General features: G+C 72.9%; 14 protein-coding genes and 1 pseudogene. 5 read left to right on the top strand and 10 right to left on the bottom strand.

From position 1 onward, the window contains the following. Nucleotides 1-19: 19 nt before the first annotated feature. The 4 genes from IEZ04_RS32020 to IEZ04_RS32035 form a co-directional block, all read right to left on the bottom strand. Nucleotides 20-682, bottom strand: a complete 663-nt coding sequence (locus IEZ04_RS32020) for an SDR family NAD(P)-dependent oxidoreductase (protein ID WP_189220492.1) — start codon at nt 680-682, stop codon at nt 20-22. Nucleotides 683-780: 98 nt separating this feature from the next. Further along, a complete protein-coding gene (locus IEZ04_RS32025) occupies nt 781-2,955 on the bottom strand; it encodes a 3-hydroxyacyl-CoA dehydrogenase NAD-binding domain-containing protein (RefSeq protein ID WP_189220493.1) in 2,175 nt (724 codons plus the stop codon). A gap of 45 nt (nt 2,956-3,000) precedes the next feature. Continuing rightward, on the bottom strand, nt 3,001-4,215 hold the full coding sequence (locus IEZ04_RS32030) for an acetyl-CoA C-acetyltransferase (RefSeq protein ID WP_189220494.1): 1,215 nt from the start codon (nt 4,213-4,215) through the stop codon (nt 3,001-3,003). A 79-nt stretch (nt 4,216-4,294) separates the two neighbouring features. Beyond that, nucleotides 4,295-5,428, bottom strand: a complete 1,134-nt coding sequence (locus tag IEZ04_RS32035) for a CaiB/BaiF CoA transferase family protein (RefSeq protein WP_189220495.1) — start codon at nt 5,426-5,428, stop codon at nt 4,295-4,297. 186 nt (nt 5,429-5,614) lie between these two features. Between IEZ04_RS32035 and IEZ04_RS32040 the strand changes: the two genes are divergently transcribed. Beyond that, nucleotides 5,615-6,793, top strand: coding sequence for a saccharopine dehydrogenase family protein (locus IEZ04_RS32040; RefSeq protein ID WP_189220496.1), 1,179 nt, complete (start codon nt 5,615-5,617; stop codon nt 6,791-6,793). Nucleotides 6,794-6,853: 60 nt separating this feature from the next. On the opposite strand, the gene mmpA is transcribed toward IEZ04_RS32040, so the two are convergent. The 3 genes from mmpA to IEZ04_RS32055 all read right to left on the bottom strand — a co-directional run bounded on the left by mmpA (nt 6,854) and on the right by IEZ04_RS32055 (nt 8,132). Beyond that, nucleotides 6,854-7,000 carry a morphogenic membrane protein MmpA gene (gene mmpA / locus IEZ04_RS32045; protein ID WP_189220497.1) on the bottom strand — a complete coding sequence of 49 codons (147 nt, stop codon included), beginning with the start codon at nt 6,998-7,000 and terminating at the stop codon, nt 6,854-6,856. A 62-nt stretch (nt 7,001-7,062) separates the two neighbouring features. Further along, entirely contained in the window at nt 7,063-7,755 is a 693-nt protein-coding gene (locus IEZ04_RS32050) for an endonuclease V (RefSeq protein WP_189220498.1), read from the bottom strand. Between the two features lie 47 nt (nt 7,756-7,802). After that, nucleotides 7,803-8,132 carry a plasmid stabilization protein gene (locus IEZ04_RS32055; RefSeq protein ID WP_189220499.1) on the bottom strand — a complete coding sequence of 110 codons (330 nt, stop codon included), beginning with the start codon at nt 8,130-8,132 and terminating at the stop codon, nt 7,803-7,805. Between the two features lie 310 nt (nt 8,133-8,442). Between IEZ04_RS32055 and ssgD the strand changes: the two genes are divergently transcribed. Further along, nucleotides 8,443-8,859 carry a spore wall synthesis regulator SsgD gene (ssgD, locus tag IEZ04_RS32060; RefSeq protein WP_189220500.1) on the top strand — a complete coding sequence of 139 codons (417 nt, stop codon included), beginning with the start codon at nt 8,443-8,445 and terminating at the stop codon, nt 8,857-8,859. Nucleotides 8,860-8,874: 15 nt separating this feature from the next. On the opposite strand, the gene IEZ04_RS32065 is transcribed toward ssgD, so the two are convergent. Further along, complete coding sequence (locus tag IEZ04_RS32065) at nt 8,875-9,537, bottom strand: GOLPH3/VPS74 family protein (protein ID WP_189220501.1); 663 nt, start codon at nt 9,535-9,537, stop codon at nt 8,875-8,877. 345 nt (nt 9,538-9,882) lie between these two features. Between IEZ04_RS32065 and IEZ04_RS32070 the strand changes: the two genes are divergently transcribed. The 3 genes and pseudogenes from IEZ04_RS32070 (at nt 9,883) to IEZ04_RS32080 (ending at nt 13,571) form a co-directional block, all read left to right on the top strand. After that, on the top strand, nt 9,883-11,499 hold the full coding sequence (locus IEZ04_RS32070) for an ABC-F family ATP-binding cassette domain-containing protein (RefSeq protein ID WP_189220502.1): 1,617 nt from the start codon (nt 9,883-9,885) through the stop codon (nt 11,497-11,499). Nucleotides 11,500-11,703: 204 nt separating this feature from the next. Then, nucleotides 11,704-12,361 (top strand): annotated as a pseudogene (locus IEZ04_RS32075) (hypothetical protein); the annotation flags it as partial. Between the two features lie 235 nt (nt 12,362-12,596). Beyond that, complete coding sequence (locus IEZ04_RS32080) at nt 12,597-13,571, top strand: acyl-ACP desaturase (protein ID WP_189220535.1); 975 nt, start codon at nt 12,597-12,599, stop codon at nt 13,569-13,571. Between the two features lie 88 nt (nt 13,572-13,659). On the opposite strand, the gene IEZ04_RS32085 is transcribed toward IEZ04_RS32080, so the two are convergent. Both IEZ04_RS32085 and IEZ04_RS32090 read right to left on the bottom strand, forming a co-directional pair. Further along, entirely contained in the window at nt 13,660-13,911 is a 252-nt protein-coding gene (locus IEZ04_RS32085) for a WhiB family transcriptional regulator (protein ID WP_189220503.1), read from the bottom strand. A gap of 105 nt (nt 13,912-14,016) precedes the next feature. Continuing rightward, the gene (locus IEZ04_RS32090) at nt 14,017-15,075 is read right to left on the bottom strand and encodes a LacI family DNA-binding transcriptional regulator (protein ID WP_189220504.1); all 1,059 of its coding nucleotides are present in this window, start codon (nt 15,073-15,075) and stop codon (nt 14,017-14,019) included. Nucleotides 15,076-15,186 lie beyond the last annotated feature (111 nt).

Raw genomic sequence — 15,186 nt, forward strand, 5'->3', positions numbered from 1 at the left:
GGCCCCGGGGGCGCGGGCCTCACCCCGGTACCGGGCCGCCCCCCACATTGAGCGTCTGACCGGTCAGGGTGCCGCTGCCCTCGTCCACCATGTACAGCAGGGTCGACACCAGGTCGGCGGGCTGCTGGCCGCCCGGCCCGGCACCCGCCGCGCCGGGGGCGATCGCGTTGACGGTGATGCCGTACGGGCCGAGGGCCGAGGCCAGCACCCGGGTGAAGCCGATCAGGGCCGCCTTGGAGGTGACGTACGGGACCATCGTCGGCGGGGCGGTCAGGACGGCCGACGAGGCGATGTTCACTATGCGGCCCCAGCCCGCCGCCTTCAGGTACGGCAGGACGGCACGGGTCAGCAGGAACGGTGCCTCCAGGTTGTACCGCATCACCTGGCGCCACTCCTCGGGCGTGACGTCCTCGAACTCCGCCTGGGGTACGGTCTCCGCGTTGTTGACCAGCACGTGCAGCGTGCCGAACCGGTCCACGGCCTGTTCCAGCGCCTGCCGCAGCTGCTGCTCGTCGGTGACGTCGGCGGTCAGCTCCACGTAGTCGAGGATCTTCCCGGCCGTCTCCGGCTGCGGAACGGTGTCCAGCCCCGCGACCCGGAAGCCGCGTCCGGCGAGTGCGACGGCGAACTCCTGTCCCAGGCCCTGTGCCGCTCCGGTCACCAGCGCGGTGCGTGTCTCCATGCGGCCGAGTCTCGGTGAGCCGCCGGGGCCGGGCAAGAGCGCGATCCGCTCACGCGTCCGGACGCGCTCCCGCCGCGTGCGGCCCCCGGGGCGGTGCCTCAGCCGTCGCCGAAGACCTCGCCCCGCTCCGCCTTCTCCACCAGCAGCGCCGGCGGCAGGAAGCGGTCCCCGTAGCGTTCGGCGAGCTCCCGCGCGCGGGCCACGAAGCCGGGCAGTCCGCCCTCGTAGCCGTTGATGTACTGGAGCACGCCACCGGTCCAGCCGGGGAAGCCGATGCCGAGGATCGAGCCGATGTTGGCGTCGGCGACGGAGGTCAGCACGCCCTCCTCCAGCAGCCGGACGGTGTCCAGCGCCTCGGAGAACAGCATCCGCTCCTGCATGTCCTCGAACGGGATCTGCTTGCCGGGCTCGGTGAAGTGCTCGCGCAGGCCGGGCCAGAGCCGCCCGCGGCTGCCGTCCTCGCCGTACTCGTAGAAGCCGGCGCCGCCGCTGCGCCCGGTGCGGCCGAACTCGTCGACCATGCGGTCCACGACGGCCTCGGCGGGGTGCGGGGTCCAGGTGCCGCCCGCCTCCTCGACGGCCCGCCGCGTCTCCTGACGGATCTTCCGGGGCAGGGTCAGCGTCAGCTCGTCCATGAGGGAGAGCACCTTGGCCGGGTAGCCCGCCTGGGCCGCCGCCTGCTCGACCGACGCGGGTTCGATGCCCTCACCGACCATGGCGACGCCCTCGTCGATGAAGTGGCCGATCACCCGGGAGGTGAAGAAACCGCGCGAGTCGTTGACGACGATCGGGGTCTTGTCGATCTGCCGGACGAGGTCGAAGGCGCGGGCCAGGGCCTCGTCACCGGTCCTGCGCCCCTTGATGATCTCGACGAGGGGCATCTTGTCGACGGGCGAGAAGAAGTGCAGCCCGATGAAGTCGGCCTGCCGTTCCACGCCCTCGGCGAGCCCGGTGATGGGCAGGGTGGAGGTGTTGGAGCACAGCAGGGCGTCCGGTGCGACGACGTTCTCGATCTCCTGGAACACCTTGTGCTTGAGGGTCTCGTCCTCGAAGACGGCCTCGATCACGGCGTCGCAGCCCGCCAGGTCGGCGGCCTCGGCGGTGGGCTCGATGCGGGCGAGCAGCGCGTCGGCCTTCTCCTTCGTCGTACGGCCCTTGCCGACGGCCTTGGCGCACAGCTTCTCGGAGTAGCCCTTGCCCTTGAGGGCGGCCTCCAGGGACACGTCCTTCAGGACGACGTCGATGCCCGCGCGGGCGCACGCGTAGGCGATGCCCGCGCCCATCATCCCGGCGCCGAGGACGGCGACCCTGCCGACCTTGCGGGGCGCGATGCCCTGGGGGCGGCTGGCGCCGGAGTTGACGGCCTGCAGGTCGAAGAAGAACGCCTGGATCATGTTCTTCGCGGTCTGGCCGGTGAGCAGCTCGGTGAAGTAGCGGGCCTCGATGGTCTGCGCCGTCGCGAAGTCGACCTGGGAGCCCTCGACGGCGGCCGCCATGATGTTGCGGGGCGCCGGGTAGGGGGCGCCGTTCAGCTGCTTGCGCAGGTTGGCCGGGAAGGCGGGCAGGTTCGCCGCGAACTTCGGGTGGGCCGGGGTGCCGCCGGGGATCTTGTAGCCGGGCCGGTCCCAGGGCTGCTGCGACTCGGGGTTCGCGTCGACGAAGGCGCGGGCCTTGGCGAGCATCTCCTCGGGGGTGGCGGCGAGTTCGTGGACGAGGCCGTTCTCCAGGGCCCGCTGCGGGGTGTACTGGGTGCCTTGCAGGAGCACCTTCAGCAGCGCGTCGGCGATGCCCATGAGGCGCACGGTGCGGGTGACGCCGCCGCCGGCCGGGAGCAGGCCCAGGGTGACCTCGGGCAGGCCGATCTTGGAGCCGGGCGCGTCGAGGGCGACGCGGTGGTGGCTGGCGAGGGCGATCTCGTAACCGCCGCCCAGGGCCGCGCCGTTGATCGCCGCGACGACCGGCTTGCCGAGCGTCTCGATGCGGCGCAGCGCGTCCTTGATCTCCATGCCGGTGTCGAAGGCGGCCTGCGCGTCCCCGGGACCGATCCTGATCATGTCCTTGAGGTCGCCGCCCGCGAAGAACGTCTTCTTCGCCGACGTGTAGATGATCCCGCGGATCGTGTCCTTCTCGGCCTCCGCGCGGTCGGCGACCGCCTTGATGGAGGCCCGGAAGGCCTGGTTCATGGTGTTGGCGGACTGGTCCGGGTCGTCGAGGACGAGGGTGACGACTCCGGTCCCGTCCTGTTCCCAGCGGATGGTGGTGGACTCGGTCATGACGTGGTTCTCCGGTCTCGTGGGAGGTCTCGTGGTCCGCCGGGGTTACAGGCGCTCGATGATCGTGGCGATGCCCATGCCGCCGCCCACGCAGAGGGTGGCGAGGCCGTACCGCTTGTCCTGGCGCTCGAGTTCGTCGACGAGCGTGCCGAGGATCATGGCTCCGGTGGCGCCCAGGGGGTGCCCGAGCGCGATGGCGCCGCCGTTGACGTTGACCTTGTCCAGCGAGATGCCCATGTCCTTGACGAAGCGGAGGACGACCGCGGCGAAGGCCTCGTTGATCTCCACGAGGTCGATGTCGTCGATGGTCAGTCCGGCCCTGGCGAGGGCCTTGCGGGTGGCGGGCGCGGGGCCGGTGAGCATGATGGTGGGCTCGGACCCGGAGACGGCCGCGGAGACGATCCGCGCGCGCGGGGTGAGGCCGTGACGCTCGCCGACCTCCTTCGAGCCGATGGCGACCAGGGCGGCGCCGTCCACGATGCCGGAGGAGTTGCCCGCGTGGTGGACGTGGTCGATCCGCTCGACCCAGTGGTACTTCTGCAGCGCCACGGCGTCGAAGCCGCCGAGGTCGCCGATGTCCGCGAAGGACGGCTTGAGCTTCGCGAGGGAGTCGGCGGTGGTGCCGGGCCGCAGGTGCTCGTCGTGGTCGAGGACGACGAGCCCGCTGCGGTCGGTGACCGGGACGACGGACCGGTCGAAGCGGCCGTCCTTCCAGGCCGTGGCGGCGCGCTCCTGCGACAGCGCCGCGTACTCGTCGACGTCGCGCCGGGAGAAGCCCTCGATCGTGGCGATGAGGTCCGCGCCGATGCCCTGCGGTACGAAGTTGGTGGCGATGTTGGTCATCGGGTCGGCGAACCAGGCGCCGCCGTCGGAGGCCATCGGCACCCGCGACATCGACTCGACGCCGCCCGCGAGGACCAGGTCCTCCCAGCCCGAACGGACCTTGGCTGCGGCCATGTTGACGGCTTCCAGGCCCGAGGCACAGAAGCGGTTCTCCTGGACGCCGGCGACCGTGTCGGGGAGTCCGGCGGCGATCGCGGCGATGCGGGCGATGTCGGAGCCCTGGTCGCCGACCGGTCCGACGACGCCGAGCACGATGTCGTCGATCGCCGCCGGGTCGAGGTCCGGGAAGCGGCGCCGGACCTCGTGGATCAGTCCGGTCACCAGATCGATGGGCTTGGTGCCGTGCAGGGCGCCGTTCGCCTTGCCGCGGCCGCGCGGGGTGCGGATCGCGTCGTACACATACGCTTCGGTGCTCACGGGTGTGGCCTTTCGGAGGGCGGGAGGGTGGTGGGGGCGGCCGGGGCGGCGCGGAGCGGGTGCCTGCCGCCGCTGGTCGTCAGCCGTCCTTGAGCAGACCGGGTATGCCCCAGTCATGGGCCACGTCCGCGGCGGCCGCGCCCGGCCGGGCGGGACCGCCGCGCACGGAGGCGGGGGTGGCGGAGAAGCGGGGCGCGGGGGCGGGCTGGGTGACCCCGGCCACCTCGATGAAGGTGCCGCGCGCGGCGAGGTGGGGGTGGTGCGGCGCCTCGCGCAGCGAGAGCACGGGGGCCACGCACGCGTCGGAGTCCTCGAAACGGGCCGTCCACTCCGCGCGCGTACGGGTTCTGAAACGGGCCGCGACCGTCTCGCGCAGCTCCTCCCAGCGGGCCGGGTCCCGGCGGTCCGGTGCCTGGCCCGCGATGCCGAGCCGTTCGGTGAACTCGTCGTAGAAGTGCTCCTCCAGGGCGCCCACCGCCATGTACGCGCCGTCGGCCGTCTCGTACGTCCCGTAGAAGGGCCAGCCCCCGTCGAGGAGGTTGACGCCGCGCCGGTCCTGCCAGCCGCCGGCGGCGAGCATGCCGTGGATCAGCGTGGACAGGTGCGCGGCGCCGTCCACGATCGCCGCGTCCACCACCTGGCCGGTGCCCGTCTCGCGCGCGTGGTGCAGGGCGGCGAGGACGCCGACGACGAGGTAGAGCGAGCCGCCCGCGTAGTCGCCGAGGAGGTTGGCCGGGACGGCGGGCGGTCCGTCCGGGGCACCGATCATGCCGAGGACGCCGGTCGGCGCGAGATAGCCGATGTCGTGCCCGGCGCGCGGGGCGAGCGGGCCCTGCTGGCCCCAGCCGGTCATGCGGCCGTAGACGAGCCGGGGGTTGCGGGCGTGGCAGGCGTCGGGGCCGACGCCGAGGCGCTCGGCGACGCCCGGGCGGAAGCCCTCGATGAGGACGTCCGCGCGTTCGGCCAGGTCGAGGACGAGGCCGGGGCCGTCCTCGGCCTTCAGGTCGACGATCACCGAACGTTTGTTGCGGTTGGTGACGTCGTGGTCGGCGTCGACGACGAGGGCCGTGCCGCCGGGCCGGTCCACCCGGACCACGTCGGCGCCGAGGTCGCCCAGCAGCATCGCCGCGAACGGCCCCGGCCCTATGCCGGCCAGCTCGACCACGCGCACGCCGCTGAGCGGACCGGGCCCGGGCGCCTCTGCCACTGTCATCGCACCCCCTGCGTATGACAATTCCGATGTAACACCGACGATGCTAGGAACGCGTTCCACCGGACACAAGACCCGGGAGAGCAAGCGCTTGGCCACGCTACCCGGACGGCCGGGCGGCCCACCCGAGGCACGCCACGCTAGCCTCGGCCACCGACAACCACGCGGCAGTGGAGGCTGAGGAGTGTCATGAGCGTGCAGGACAGAACGGGACGCGCGTACGACATCGTGCTGCTGGGGGCCACCGGGTTCGTCGGCGGGCTCACGGCGGAGTACCTCGCCGCGCACGCGCCGGAGAACCTGCGGTGGGCGGTCGCGGGCCGCAGCGCGGAGAAGCTGGAGCGGCTGCGCGAGCGGCTGCCCGGCGGTGAGGACGTCGGGGTGCTCCCGGCGGACGTCACCGACCCCGCGTCGATGCGCGAACTCGCCCGCGCGACCCGCGTGCTGGCCACGACGGTCGGCCCCTATCTGACGTACGGCCGGGAACCGGTGGCCGCGTGCGCGGACGCCGGGACGGACTACCTGGACCTCACCGGCGAGCCGGAGTTCGTGGACCTGGCGTACGTGCGGCACGACACGCGCGCGCGGGAGACCGGGGCCCGGCTGGTGCACGCCTGCGGTTTCGACTCCGTCCCGCACGACCTGGGGGCGTACTTCACCGTGCGCCGGCTCCCGGAGGACGTGCCGATCACCGTGGACGGGTACGTGCGGGCCGACGGCGCGGTCTCGGGCGGCACACTGGCCTCCGTCCTCACCCAGCTCTCGCGCGGGCGGCAGTTGCGGGCCGCGGCGCGGGACCGGCGGCGGCACGAGCCGCGCACGCCGGGGCGGCGGGTGCACGCGCCGCTGGGCCCGCCGCGGTTCGCGCCGGAGGTCGGCGCGTGGGCGCTGCCGATGCCCACGATCGACGGGCAGGTCGTGGAGCGGTCGGCGCGGGCGCTGGAGCGGTACGGACCGGACTTCCGCTACCGCCACTACGCGGCCGTCGAGAGCCTCCCGTACGCCGTGGGCGGGGCCGCCGCCGCGGGCGCGCTGGTCGCCGCCGCCCAACTGCCGCCCGCGCGCGACCGGCTGACGGCGCGGCTGGCGTCGGGTGACGGGCCGAGCGCGGAGAAGCGGGCCAGGAGCTGGTTCTCGGTGCGGTTCGTGGGCGAGGGCGGCGGACGCCGTGTCTTCACGGAGGTCGCGGGCGGCGATCCCGGGTACGGCGAGACGGCGAAGATGTTCGCGGAGTCCGCGCTGAGCCTGGCCCTCGACGAGCTGCCGCCCACGGCGGGCCAGGTCACGACGGCGGTCGCGATGGGCGACGCGCTGATCGAGCGGCTGCGCGCGGCGGGGATCACCTTCCGGGTGGCGGCCACCCGGTAGACCGCCGGGTACGCCGTGCGCCGGGGCTCGTGCAGCGCGGGCCCCGGGTCGCGCGGGACCTCAGTGCGCCCACCCGGTCACCGTCCAGACCATCCCGACGAGCCAGGCGATGCCTGCGAGCACGGCGAGCAGCATGCCCGCCGTCACGGCACGGTCGGCGGGACGGACGGAACCGGCGGCGGATTTCGGAGCGCGGCGAGTCGTCATGGAACCCAGGGTGCCCATCGGAACGCCGAACTCACATCCGTCCGGATACTCAGACCGGGTACTCAGGCCGCACTCGCCTCTCTGAGCGCTCGCCGGCACAGCGCGTCCGCCCGGCGGGTGGTCTCCGGGAGCCGGTGGCCGGGGGTGAGCGCGAGGGTGTGCGCGCACGCGTTCCCGATGTCCACGCGGTGACCGGCCGACACGAACACCGGCTTGACGCCGTCCCGGGTGCGCAGGGCCCGGCCCACCTCCTCGGTGCCCGCGAGGAGCGGTGACGTGCTCCCGCGCGCGGGGGCCGGATCGTCGTAACGGAAGGTGAACGGGTTCTTGGCGACCCCGATCGCGGGGAGGCCGGTGAGGACGCCGAGGTGGCTGGCGAGGCCGAAGCGGCGCGGGTGGGCGAGCCCGTACCCGTCGCAGACGACGAGTCCCGGGGCGCACGGCAGCGCCTCCAGGGCGGCCAGGACGGCGGGAAGCTCCCGGAAGGCGAGCAGCCCGGGCACGTAGGGGAACGGGATCCGGCCGACCGCCGTGGCCTCGGCGACCGTGCCGAGGGTCGCCGCGTCCAGGACCACGGCCGCCGCCGCGACCAGGTCGCGCCCGTCGTCGTAGGCGACGTCCACCCCGGTCACGTGCCCCGTTCCGGGGGCCGGCCCCGTCTCGTCGAGGACCACCTCGCCGCGCAGCTCCTCCTGCACGGCCCGGGCCTGTTCTTCGGTCGCGGGCCAGCCCGCGGGGATCCGCACGGTCGTCATGGTGGTGCCGAGCCTACGGTTCCCGCGTCCGGGTGCCCGCGCCGGGCTCAGGACTTGCCGCCGAGCGCCTTCTGCAGCTCGCTCTTGTTCATGTCCGAACGTCCGCGGATGTTGCGGCGCTTGGCCTCCGCGTACAGCTGGTCGTACGTCTGCCCCTGGGACCCCTTGCCCGAGCGCTGCCCGCCGCGCCTGCCGGAGGACATGTCCTTCGTGGAGGTGCGGCTGGCCGTCTTCGACTCGCCGGACCTGGCCCGCTCCTTGTTGACGGTCCGGGCGGCGATCTCCTCGGCGCGCCGCTTGCTCTCGCCCCGGTCCTGGGCGCTCTCCTTGATGTGCTCGTACTGACGTTCCCGCTTGGGGCTCGAACCGCTTGGCATGGTCACTCCTTCCCTTCTGCGAAGCCGAGTACCCGTTGTACGGCGGTCGCACATCCCTTTCGCGGATGCGCGCCGCCCGTCCGCTCCCCCGCCCGCGTCCAGTTGGCCCGCGGCGGGAACCGCGGGCCGTGTGCCGGTGTCCTCTCGAATGTCCCCGCACTGCGGGACGTGAGATGGATCGCCACAGTGAATGGATCCGGTGACAGAGGTCACTCGCATCCCACGTGCACGAAGTGAGTCGATCCCGCGTCTCTTCAAGTGCCCGGGCCGTGTTCGCCAGTCCGTCCAGCCGTCACGAGGGAGCAAGGCGTTGTCCACCGTCATCGAGCAGCCCGTTGAGGCCCGCCTCGTCGCCGCCGCGCCGCGGATGCCGAGCATTCCCGCCACGCTCCACTACGACCGGCGCGACCCCTTCGCCGTCCGGATGACCTTCCCGGCCCCGGCCACGCTCGAGGGCGTGGACGTCTGCTGGACGTTCGCCCGCGACCTGCTGGTGGACGGCATGGAGGAGCATGCCGGGCACGGCGACGTGCGGGTGCGGCCGTACGGGTACGAGCGTCTGGTCGTGGAGTTCCACGCCCCCGAGGGCACGGCCGTGGTGCACGTCCGTGCCGACGAGGTGCGGCGCTTCCTGGACCGTACGACCGAGGAGGTGCCCCTCGGGCGCGAGCACCTCCAGGTCGACCTGGACCACGATCTCGCGGAGCTGATGCGGGACGCCGCCTGAGCGACGGCTCCCGCCTCAGGTGACGGTCGTGGTCGTCGCCGTCACGAGGAGTGCGGTGCGCGCCTCCCGGAGCACCTTCCGCAGGGCGGGGGCGGCCGCGCCGCCGCGTTCGGTCAGCGCCTCGATGCGCGCCCTGTGGGCCCTGCGCTCCCTGCCCGCGACGAGCGTGCGCAGTTCCGCCGTGGCGGCCAGGGCGACCAGGGCCGCGTCCCGCTCGTGTACGGCCTCCACCGGAACCGGCCCCCGGAGGATCTCCCGGGCCCCCTCCTGCAGCGCCTCCACGACGGACACCCGCTCCAGCCCGTACTCCACGGTCGGGAACACGCCGAGCACCCGCCGCTTCTCCGCGCGCAGCGAGCCGCCCGCGGCGAGCTGGGCCTGTACGGCGTCGAGGGTGACGCGGGCCCGCGAGGTCACCCAGGTCTTCCAGGAGCGCGGCCGGGACTCCTCGACGAGCTCCAGCAGTCCGTCCAGGACCGGGTCCCCGGTACGGGCGTCGGGGTCGGCGGGCGTGACGATGCCGTCGTCGTCCACGAGCAGTCCGCGCTGGGCCAGTTCGGTCAGGGCGCCGGCCCGTACCAGGTGCTCCAGGCGGGTCGCACCGGTGAGCCTGAGCCGCCTGGTGTCCCAGGCCAGCAGGTACAGCCGGGCGGGCAGTGAGAGCGGGCCGTCGAGCACGGGTCTCCTCCTCGGCGGGGCCGGAACCGGGCCGGAACGGGGCCGGGGCCGGAACCCACGTTAATGCGTTGACAGGGCGCCGAGCGCCTTCGTACGGTTCTCGCGGTTCTGTTGCCGCCGATTGGAGAAGGACGTTGCTCGTCTGAGGTCCTGAGACACCGCGTGAACACACCGTCGTGTGTGTGCGCAGCGTGTGACCTCGGCGTACGAGCCGTCCTCCGGCGCGGGGCCTCCCCGGACCGTCGTCCCTCCCGGTCCCTCTCCCCGGCCCTCCTCGCTCGCTCCCGCCCCGCGGTGTCTCTCACGCGTCTGCCCCTGACCGCACCAAGCAACCGTGAGGCCGCCATGTCAGCTTCCATCACCTGCACCGCCCTCTCCTTCGCCTGGCCCGACGGCACGCCCGTCTTCGACGGCCTGCAGACCGCCTTCGGCCCCGGCCGCACCGGACTCGTCGGCGTCAACGGATCGGGCAAGTCAACCCTGCTCAAACTGATCGCCGGGGAGATCGCCCCGGCCGCCGGAACGGTCCGGGTGGCCGGCGAGGTCGGATACCTCCCGCAGAACGTCACGCTCGACACCGGCCTGCGGGTCGACCGGGCGCTCGGCATCGCGGACGTCCGCGCCGCGCTGCACGCCATCGAGGCGGGCGACGTGGCGGAGGAGCACTTCACGACCGTCGGGGACGACTGGGACGTCGAGGAGCTCGCCCGGGCGACCCTCGGCGAGCTCGGGCTCGGCCACATCGACCTGGACCGCCGCCTCGGCGAGGTGTCGGGCGGTGAGTCGGTGCTGCTGCGGCTCGCCGCGCTGCTGCTGCGCCGCCCGGACGTCCTGCTGCTCGACGAGCCGACCAACAACCTCGACCTGTACGCGCGCCGCCGGCTGTACGACACCGTCGCGTCCTGGTCCGGGGTGATGGTCGTGGTCAGCCACGACCGTGAACTCCTCGACCGGATGGACCAGATCGCGGACCTGCGGTCCGGCGAGGTCACCTGGTACGGCGGCAACTACTCGGCGTACGAGGAGGCCCTCGCCGCCGAGCAGGAGGCCGCCGAGCGGATGGTGCGCGTCGCCGAGGCCGACGTGAAGAAGCAGCAGCGCGAGCTGGTCGACGCGCAGGTGAAGCTCGCCCGCCGCAAGAAGTACGGGCAGAAGATGTACGAGCAGAAGCGTGAACCGAAGATCGTCATGGGGTTGCGCAAACGCGCGGCCCAGGAGTCCGCGGGCAAGCACCGCATCCTGCACGAGGAACGGCTCGCGGAGGCCAGGGAGCGCCTCGACGAGGCGGCGGAGGCGGTGCGGGACGACGACGAGATCCGCGTCGAGCTGCCGTACACGGCGGTGCCGCCGGGCCGGAACGTGCTCACGGTCCAGGACCTGGAGCTGCGGTACGGCGCGAAGGCCGGCGGCGTCCTCGATCTGCGCGGGCCGGAGCGGATCGCGCTGCTCGGCCGCAACGGCGCGGGCAAGACCACGCTGCTGCGCACGATCGCGGGCGACTTGGAGCCGGTGTCCGGCGAGGTGACGGCGCACGTGCCGTTGCGTTTCCTGCCGCAGCGGCTCGACGTGCTCGACGACGGACTGACGGTCGCCGAGAACGTGGCCAGGTTCGCGCCGGACGCCACCAACAACCGGATCCGGGCCCGCCTCGCCCGCTTCCTGTTCAAGGGTGCGCGGGCCGACCAGCCGGCCGGGACGCTCTCCGGCGGGGAGCGCTTCCGGGCGGCGCTGGCCGCGCTGATGCTGGCGGAGCCCGCGCCGCAGCTGCTGATGCTCGACGAGCCGACGAACAACCTCGACATGGCGAGCGTGCGGCAGCTCACCACGGCCCTGGGGTCGTACGAGGGGGCGCTGATCGTCTCCAGTCACGACATGCCGTTCCTGGGCTCCATCGGCATCACCCGGTGGCTGCTGCTGGAGGACGGGGAGCTGAGGGAGATCACGAAGGAAGCCATGGATTGACCCTCGATCCCGACGGAAGCGGTCGGGTGATCCTTCTGGCGCCGGGCGCATGGACCACGCCGACCCCCGTCACATCCGTATCGCAGGGGTCCGGGAGAACAACCTGGAGGACGTCGATCTCCGCATCCCGAAGGGCCGGCCGACCGTGTTCGACGACCCGTCCGGGATGTGCCCGACAGTGCGACGGGCTCGGCCGCACGGTGCGGCCCGCCTGGGACCGCATCCTCGACACGGACAGGTCCCTGGCGGGCGGCGCGGTGCTGTTCCCGCCGTTCGCCGCGGGCACCTGGCACGGGCAGACCTGGACGAACATCCCCGAACTGGCCGCGGCGGGCGACGGGCGGGCTGCGGGTGAAGGGCGCCCGTCGGAACAGCCTGCGGGACGTGACCGTCACGTTCCCCACCGGGGTGCTCACGGTGGTCACCGGGGCCACCGGGGTCGCCGGGGTCACCGGGGCCACCGGGGTCGCCGGGTCCGGCAAGAGCACGCCGGCGTCCGGCGAGTTCACGGCGGCGCACCCGGACGCCGTGGTGGTCGACCAGTCGTCGGTCGGCATCTCCGCACGGTCGACGCCGGCGACGTACCTCGGCGTCGTGGACACCGTACGGAAGATCTTCGCGCGCGAGACGGGCGCCGACGCGGGACTGTTCAGCTTCGACTCGGCGGGGGCGTGCGGGACCTGCCAGGGGCGGGGCGTCCTCTGCACCGACCTGGCGTTCATGGACCCGGTGACGACGACCTGCGGCGACTGCCGGGGGCGGCCACTCCGTCGCCGACGCCCTGGACATGGCGGCGGAGCAGGCCCCGGACCTCTTCGACGGCCGGGGCGGCGACCAGGGCGTACGGCGCCGGCCGCGCGCCCGTCCGGGTGAACGGACCTGACGCACCCTCACCCGTTCGGCCCCGCGACCTCACGGTCCGTGGGGCCGTCGGCATACCGTCACGCGCCCGAAAAAGCCGCTGATCAGCACCCTTTACGCCATTCTTAACCTACGGTTTCGTAACCTACGGTCTCGTAGCCTACGATGCCGTAGGTTCGGGCCACGCGCGCGTGGCCATGCATGTGTACGTTGTCCCCGTCCCCCTGGAGACCACTGTGTCGATCGCCTCTCCCCACCTCGGCAGCCCGTCCGAATGGACCGACGCCCGGCTGCTGTACGCACTGGAGGAAGTGGTCGAGAAGGAACTCAACCGGCATCTGAAGGTCGCCAAGGACTGGATGCCGCACGAGTACGTGCCGTGGAGCGACGGCCGCAACTTCCCCGGCTTCTTCGAGGACGGTGAGGCCTGGGACAAGGAGCAGTCCAAGGTCACCGAGATCGGTCGCATCGCCCTCGTGGTCAACCTGCTGACCGAGGACAACCTGCCCAGCTACCACCACGAGATCGCCACGCTCTTCGGCCGCGACGGCGCGTGGGGCACCTGGGTGCACCGGTGGACGGCCGAGGAGGGCCGGCACGGCATCGTGATGCGCGACTACCTGCTCGCCTCGCGCGCGGTGGACCCGGACAAGCTCGAGGCGTTCCGCATGGCGCACATGAGCGAGGGCTTCGAGTCGGACAACGCGCACTCGATGCTGCACTCCGTCGCGTACGTCGCCTTCCAGGAGCTGGCCACGCGCATCTCGCACCGCAACACCGGCCACCAGTCCGGCGACCCGGTCTGCGACCGCATGCTGGCGCGCATCGCGACCGACGAGAACCTGCACATGGTCTTCTACCGGAACGTGCTGAAGGCGGCGTTCGAGATCGCGCCCGACCTGACCATGCAGGCGGTCCGCGACGTGGTCGTGAACTTCCGCATGCCGGGCCACGGCATGCCCGGCTTCGAGCGCGCCGCCGCCCAGATGGCCATCGGCGGCGTGTACAACCTGCGCATCCACCACGACGACGTGCTCCAGCCGGTGCTGCGCTTCCTCAAGCTCGAGGAGATCGACGGGCTCGGCCCGGAGGGCCTGAAGGCCCAGGAGGAGCTGGGGCTCTACATGGACGGACTGGACGCGGAGGCGCGCAAGTTCGACGAGAGGCTGGCGGCCCGGCGGGCGCGGATGGCGGCGCGGGGCCAGAAGTAGCGGCGTCCCGCTCCGGCCGGGGCGGGACGCCGGGTCACCCGGACGCCCCCCGCCTCGGCCGCCGGCGCCGCGCTTCGCGCTCACGCACTCATGTCTGCTGGTGCGCCCGCCGGAGACGGAGCCGTTCCTTCTCCGACAGGCCGCCCCAGACGCCGAAGCGCTCGTCGTTGGCGAGGGCGTACTCCAGGCAGGCGGAACGCATCGCGCACATGCCGCAGATGCGCTTGGCCTCCCGTACGGAGCTCCCCGGCTCGGGGAAGAAGAAGTCGGCCCCGGTCTCCGCGCACAGCGCCTGCTCCGGCCAGGCCGTGTGGGGCGGGGCGGGTGTCTCGATGTACATGAGGGAGATCGTGCCGGGCGGCGAAAAACGTTCGATCAACGCCGCGTCAACGACAGCGCACCTGCTTGTTCGGGGTTCGGCACGGTGTCCGTCCGGCCGCTCGCGTCAGGCCGAGACCCGCCGCACCAGCTTGGTCGGCAGGACGACGCCGGACGGTGTGCCTTCCGCGTCCTCCCCGGCCTGGCGGCCGCCGCCCCGGCGGCCCCGTCCGCGCAGCAGCAGGCCGGCCATCAGGCGGCCCATCTCCTCGGTGTCCTGCCGGACCGTCGTCAGGGGCGGGTCGGTCTGTTCGGCCACCGGGAGCATGTCGTCGAAGCCGACCACGGCGACGTCCTCGGGAACGCGGCGCCCGGCCGCGCGCAGGGCCCGCAGGGCGCCCGACGCGGACAGGTCGTTCGCGGCGAAGACGGCGTCCAGGTCCGGGCAGCGGTCCAGAAGTTGACGCACGGCGCGTTCACCGCCCGCCGGGGTGAAGTCGCCCTCCACGACCAGTCGTGGATCGGCGTCCTCCATGACGTCCCGGTACCCGTCGAGCCGGTCCACGGCGGAGGTCTGGTCGAGGGGGCCGGTGATGTGCGCGACACGTGTGCGGCCCAGACCGACGAGGTGCCGCACGGCGTCCCGTGCGCCGCCCCGGTTGTCACTGTCGACGTACAGCGTGGGCGTCGTGCCGCGCGCGCCGTTCCCCCAGCCGGGCCGGCCGCCGAACACGGTCGGCACGCCGGCACCGCGGATCAGCCGCGGCAGCGGATCGTCGAGGTGCAGGGAGAAGACGAGCGCGCCGTCGACGTGCCCGCCCGCCAGGTACCGGGCCACGCGCGCGTGGTCGTCCCGCCCCTCGGTGAGGAGCAGGACCAGCTGGCAGTCGTGCTCGGTCAGTTCCTTGCTGATGCCGCGGAGCTGGAGCGCGAAGAAGGGGTCGGCGAAGACCCGTGTCTCGGGCTCGGCGATGACGACGGCGACGGCGTCGTGCCGCCGGGTGACCAGGCTGCGGGCGGCCTGGTTCGGCACGTACCCGAGTTGTTCGACGGCCCGGCGCACCCGCTCGACCAGCTGTTCGCGCACGCCCGCGCCGCCGTTGACGACACGGGAGACGGTCGCCCGCGACACCCCGGCCAGCGCGGCCACGGCCTCCAGGGTGGGACGGGGCGCTGTCTCGGTCACTTCGGGACTCCTCATCGGCGGTCCCGGTCAGGATAGTCCCGGTACGTGCCCGTGTGGGAACGCTCCCCGAGCCGGGTGGACCGCGCGCCGCCGAGCCCTCGGCCCCCGGCC

Source organism: Streptomyces ruber, assembly GCF_014648075.1.
GTDB lineage: Bacteria > Actinomycetota > Actinomycetes > Streptomycetales > Streptomycetaceae > Streptomyces > Streptomyces ruber.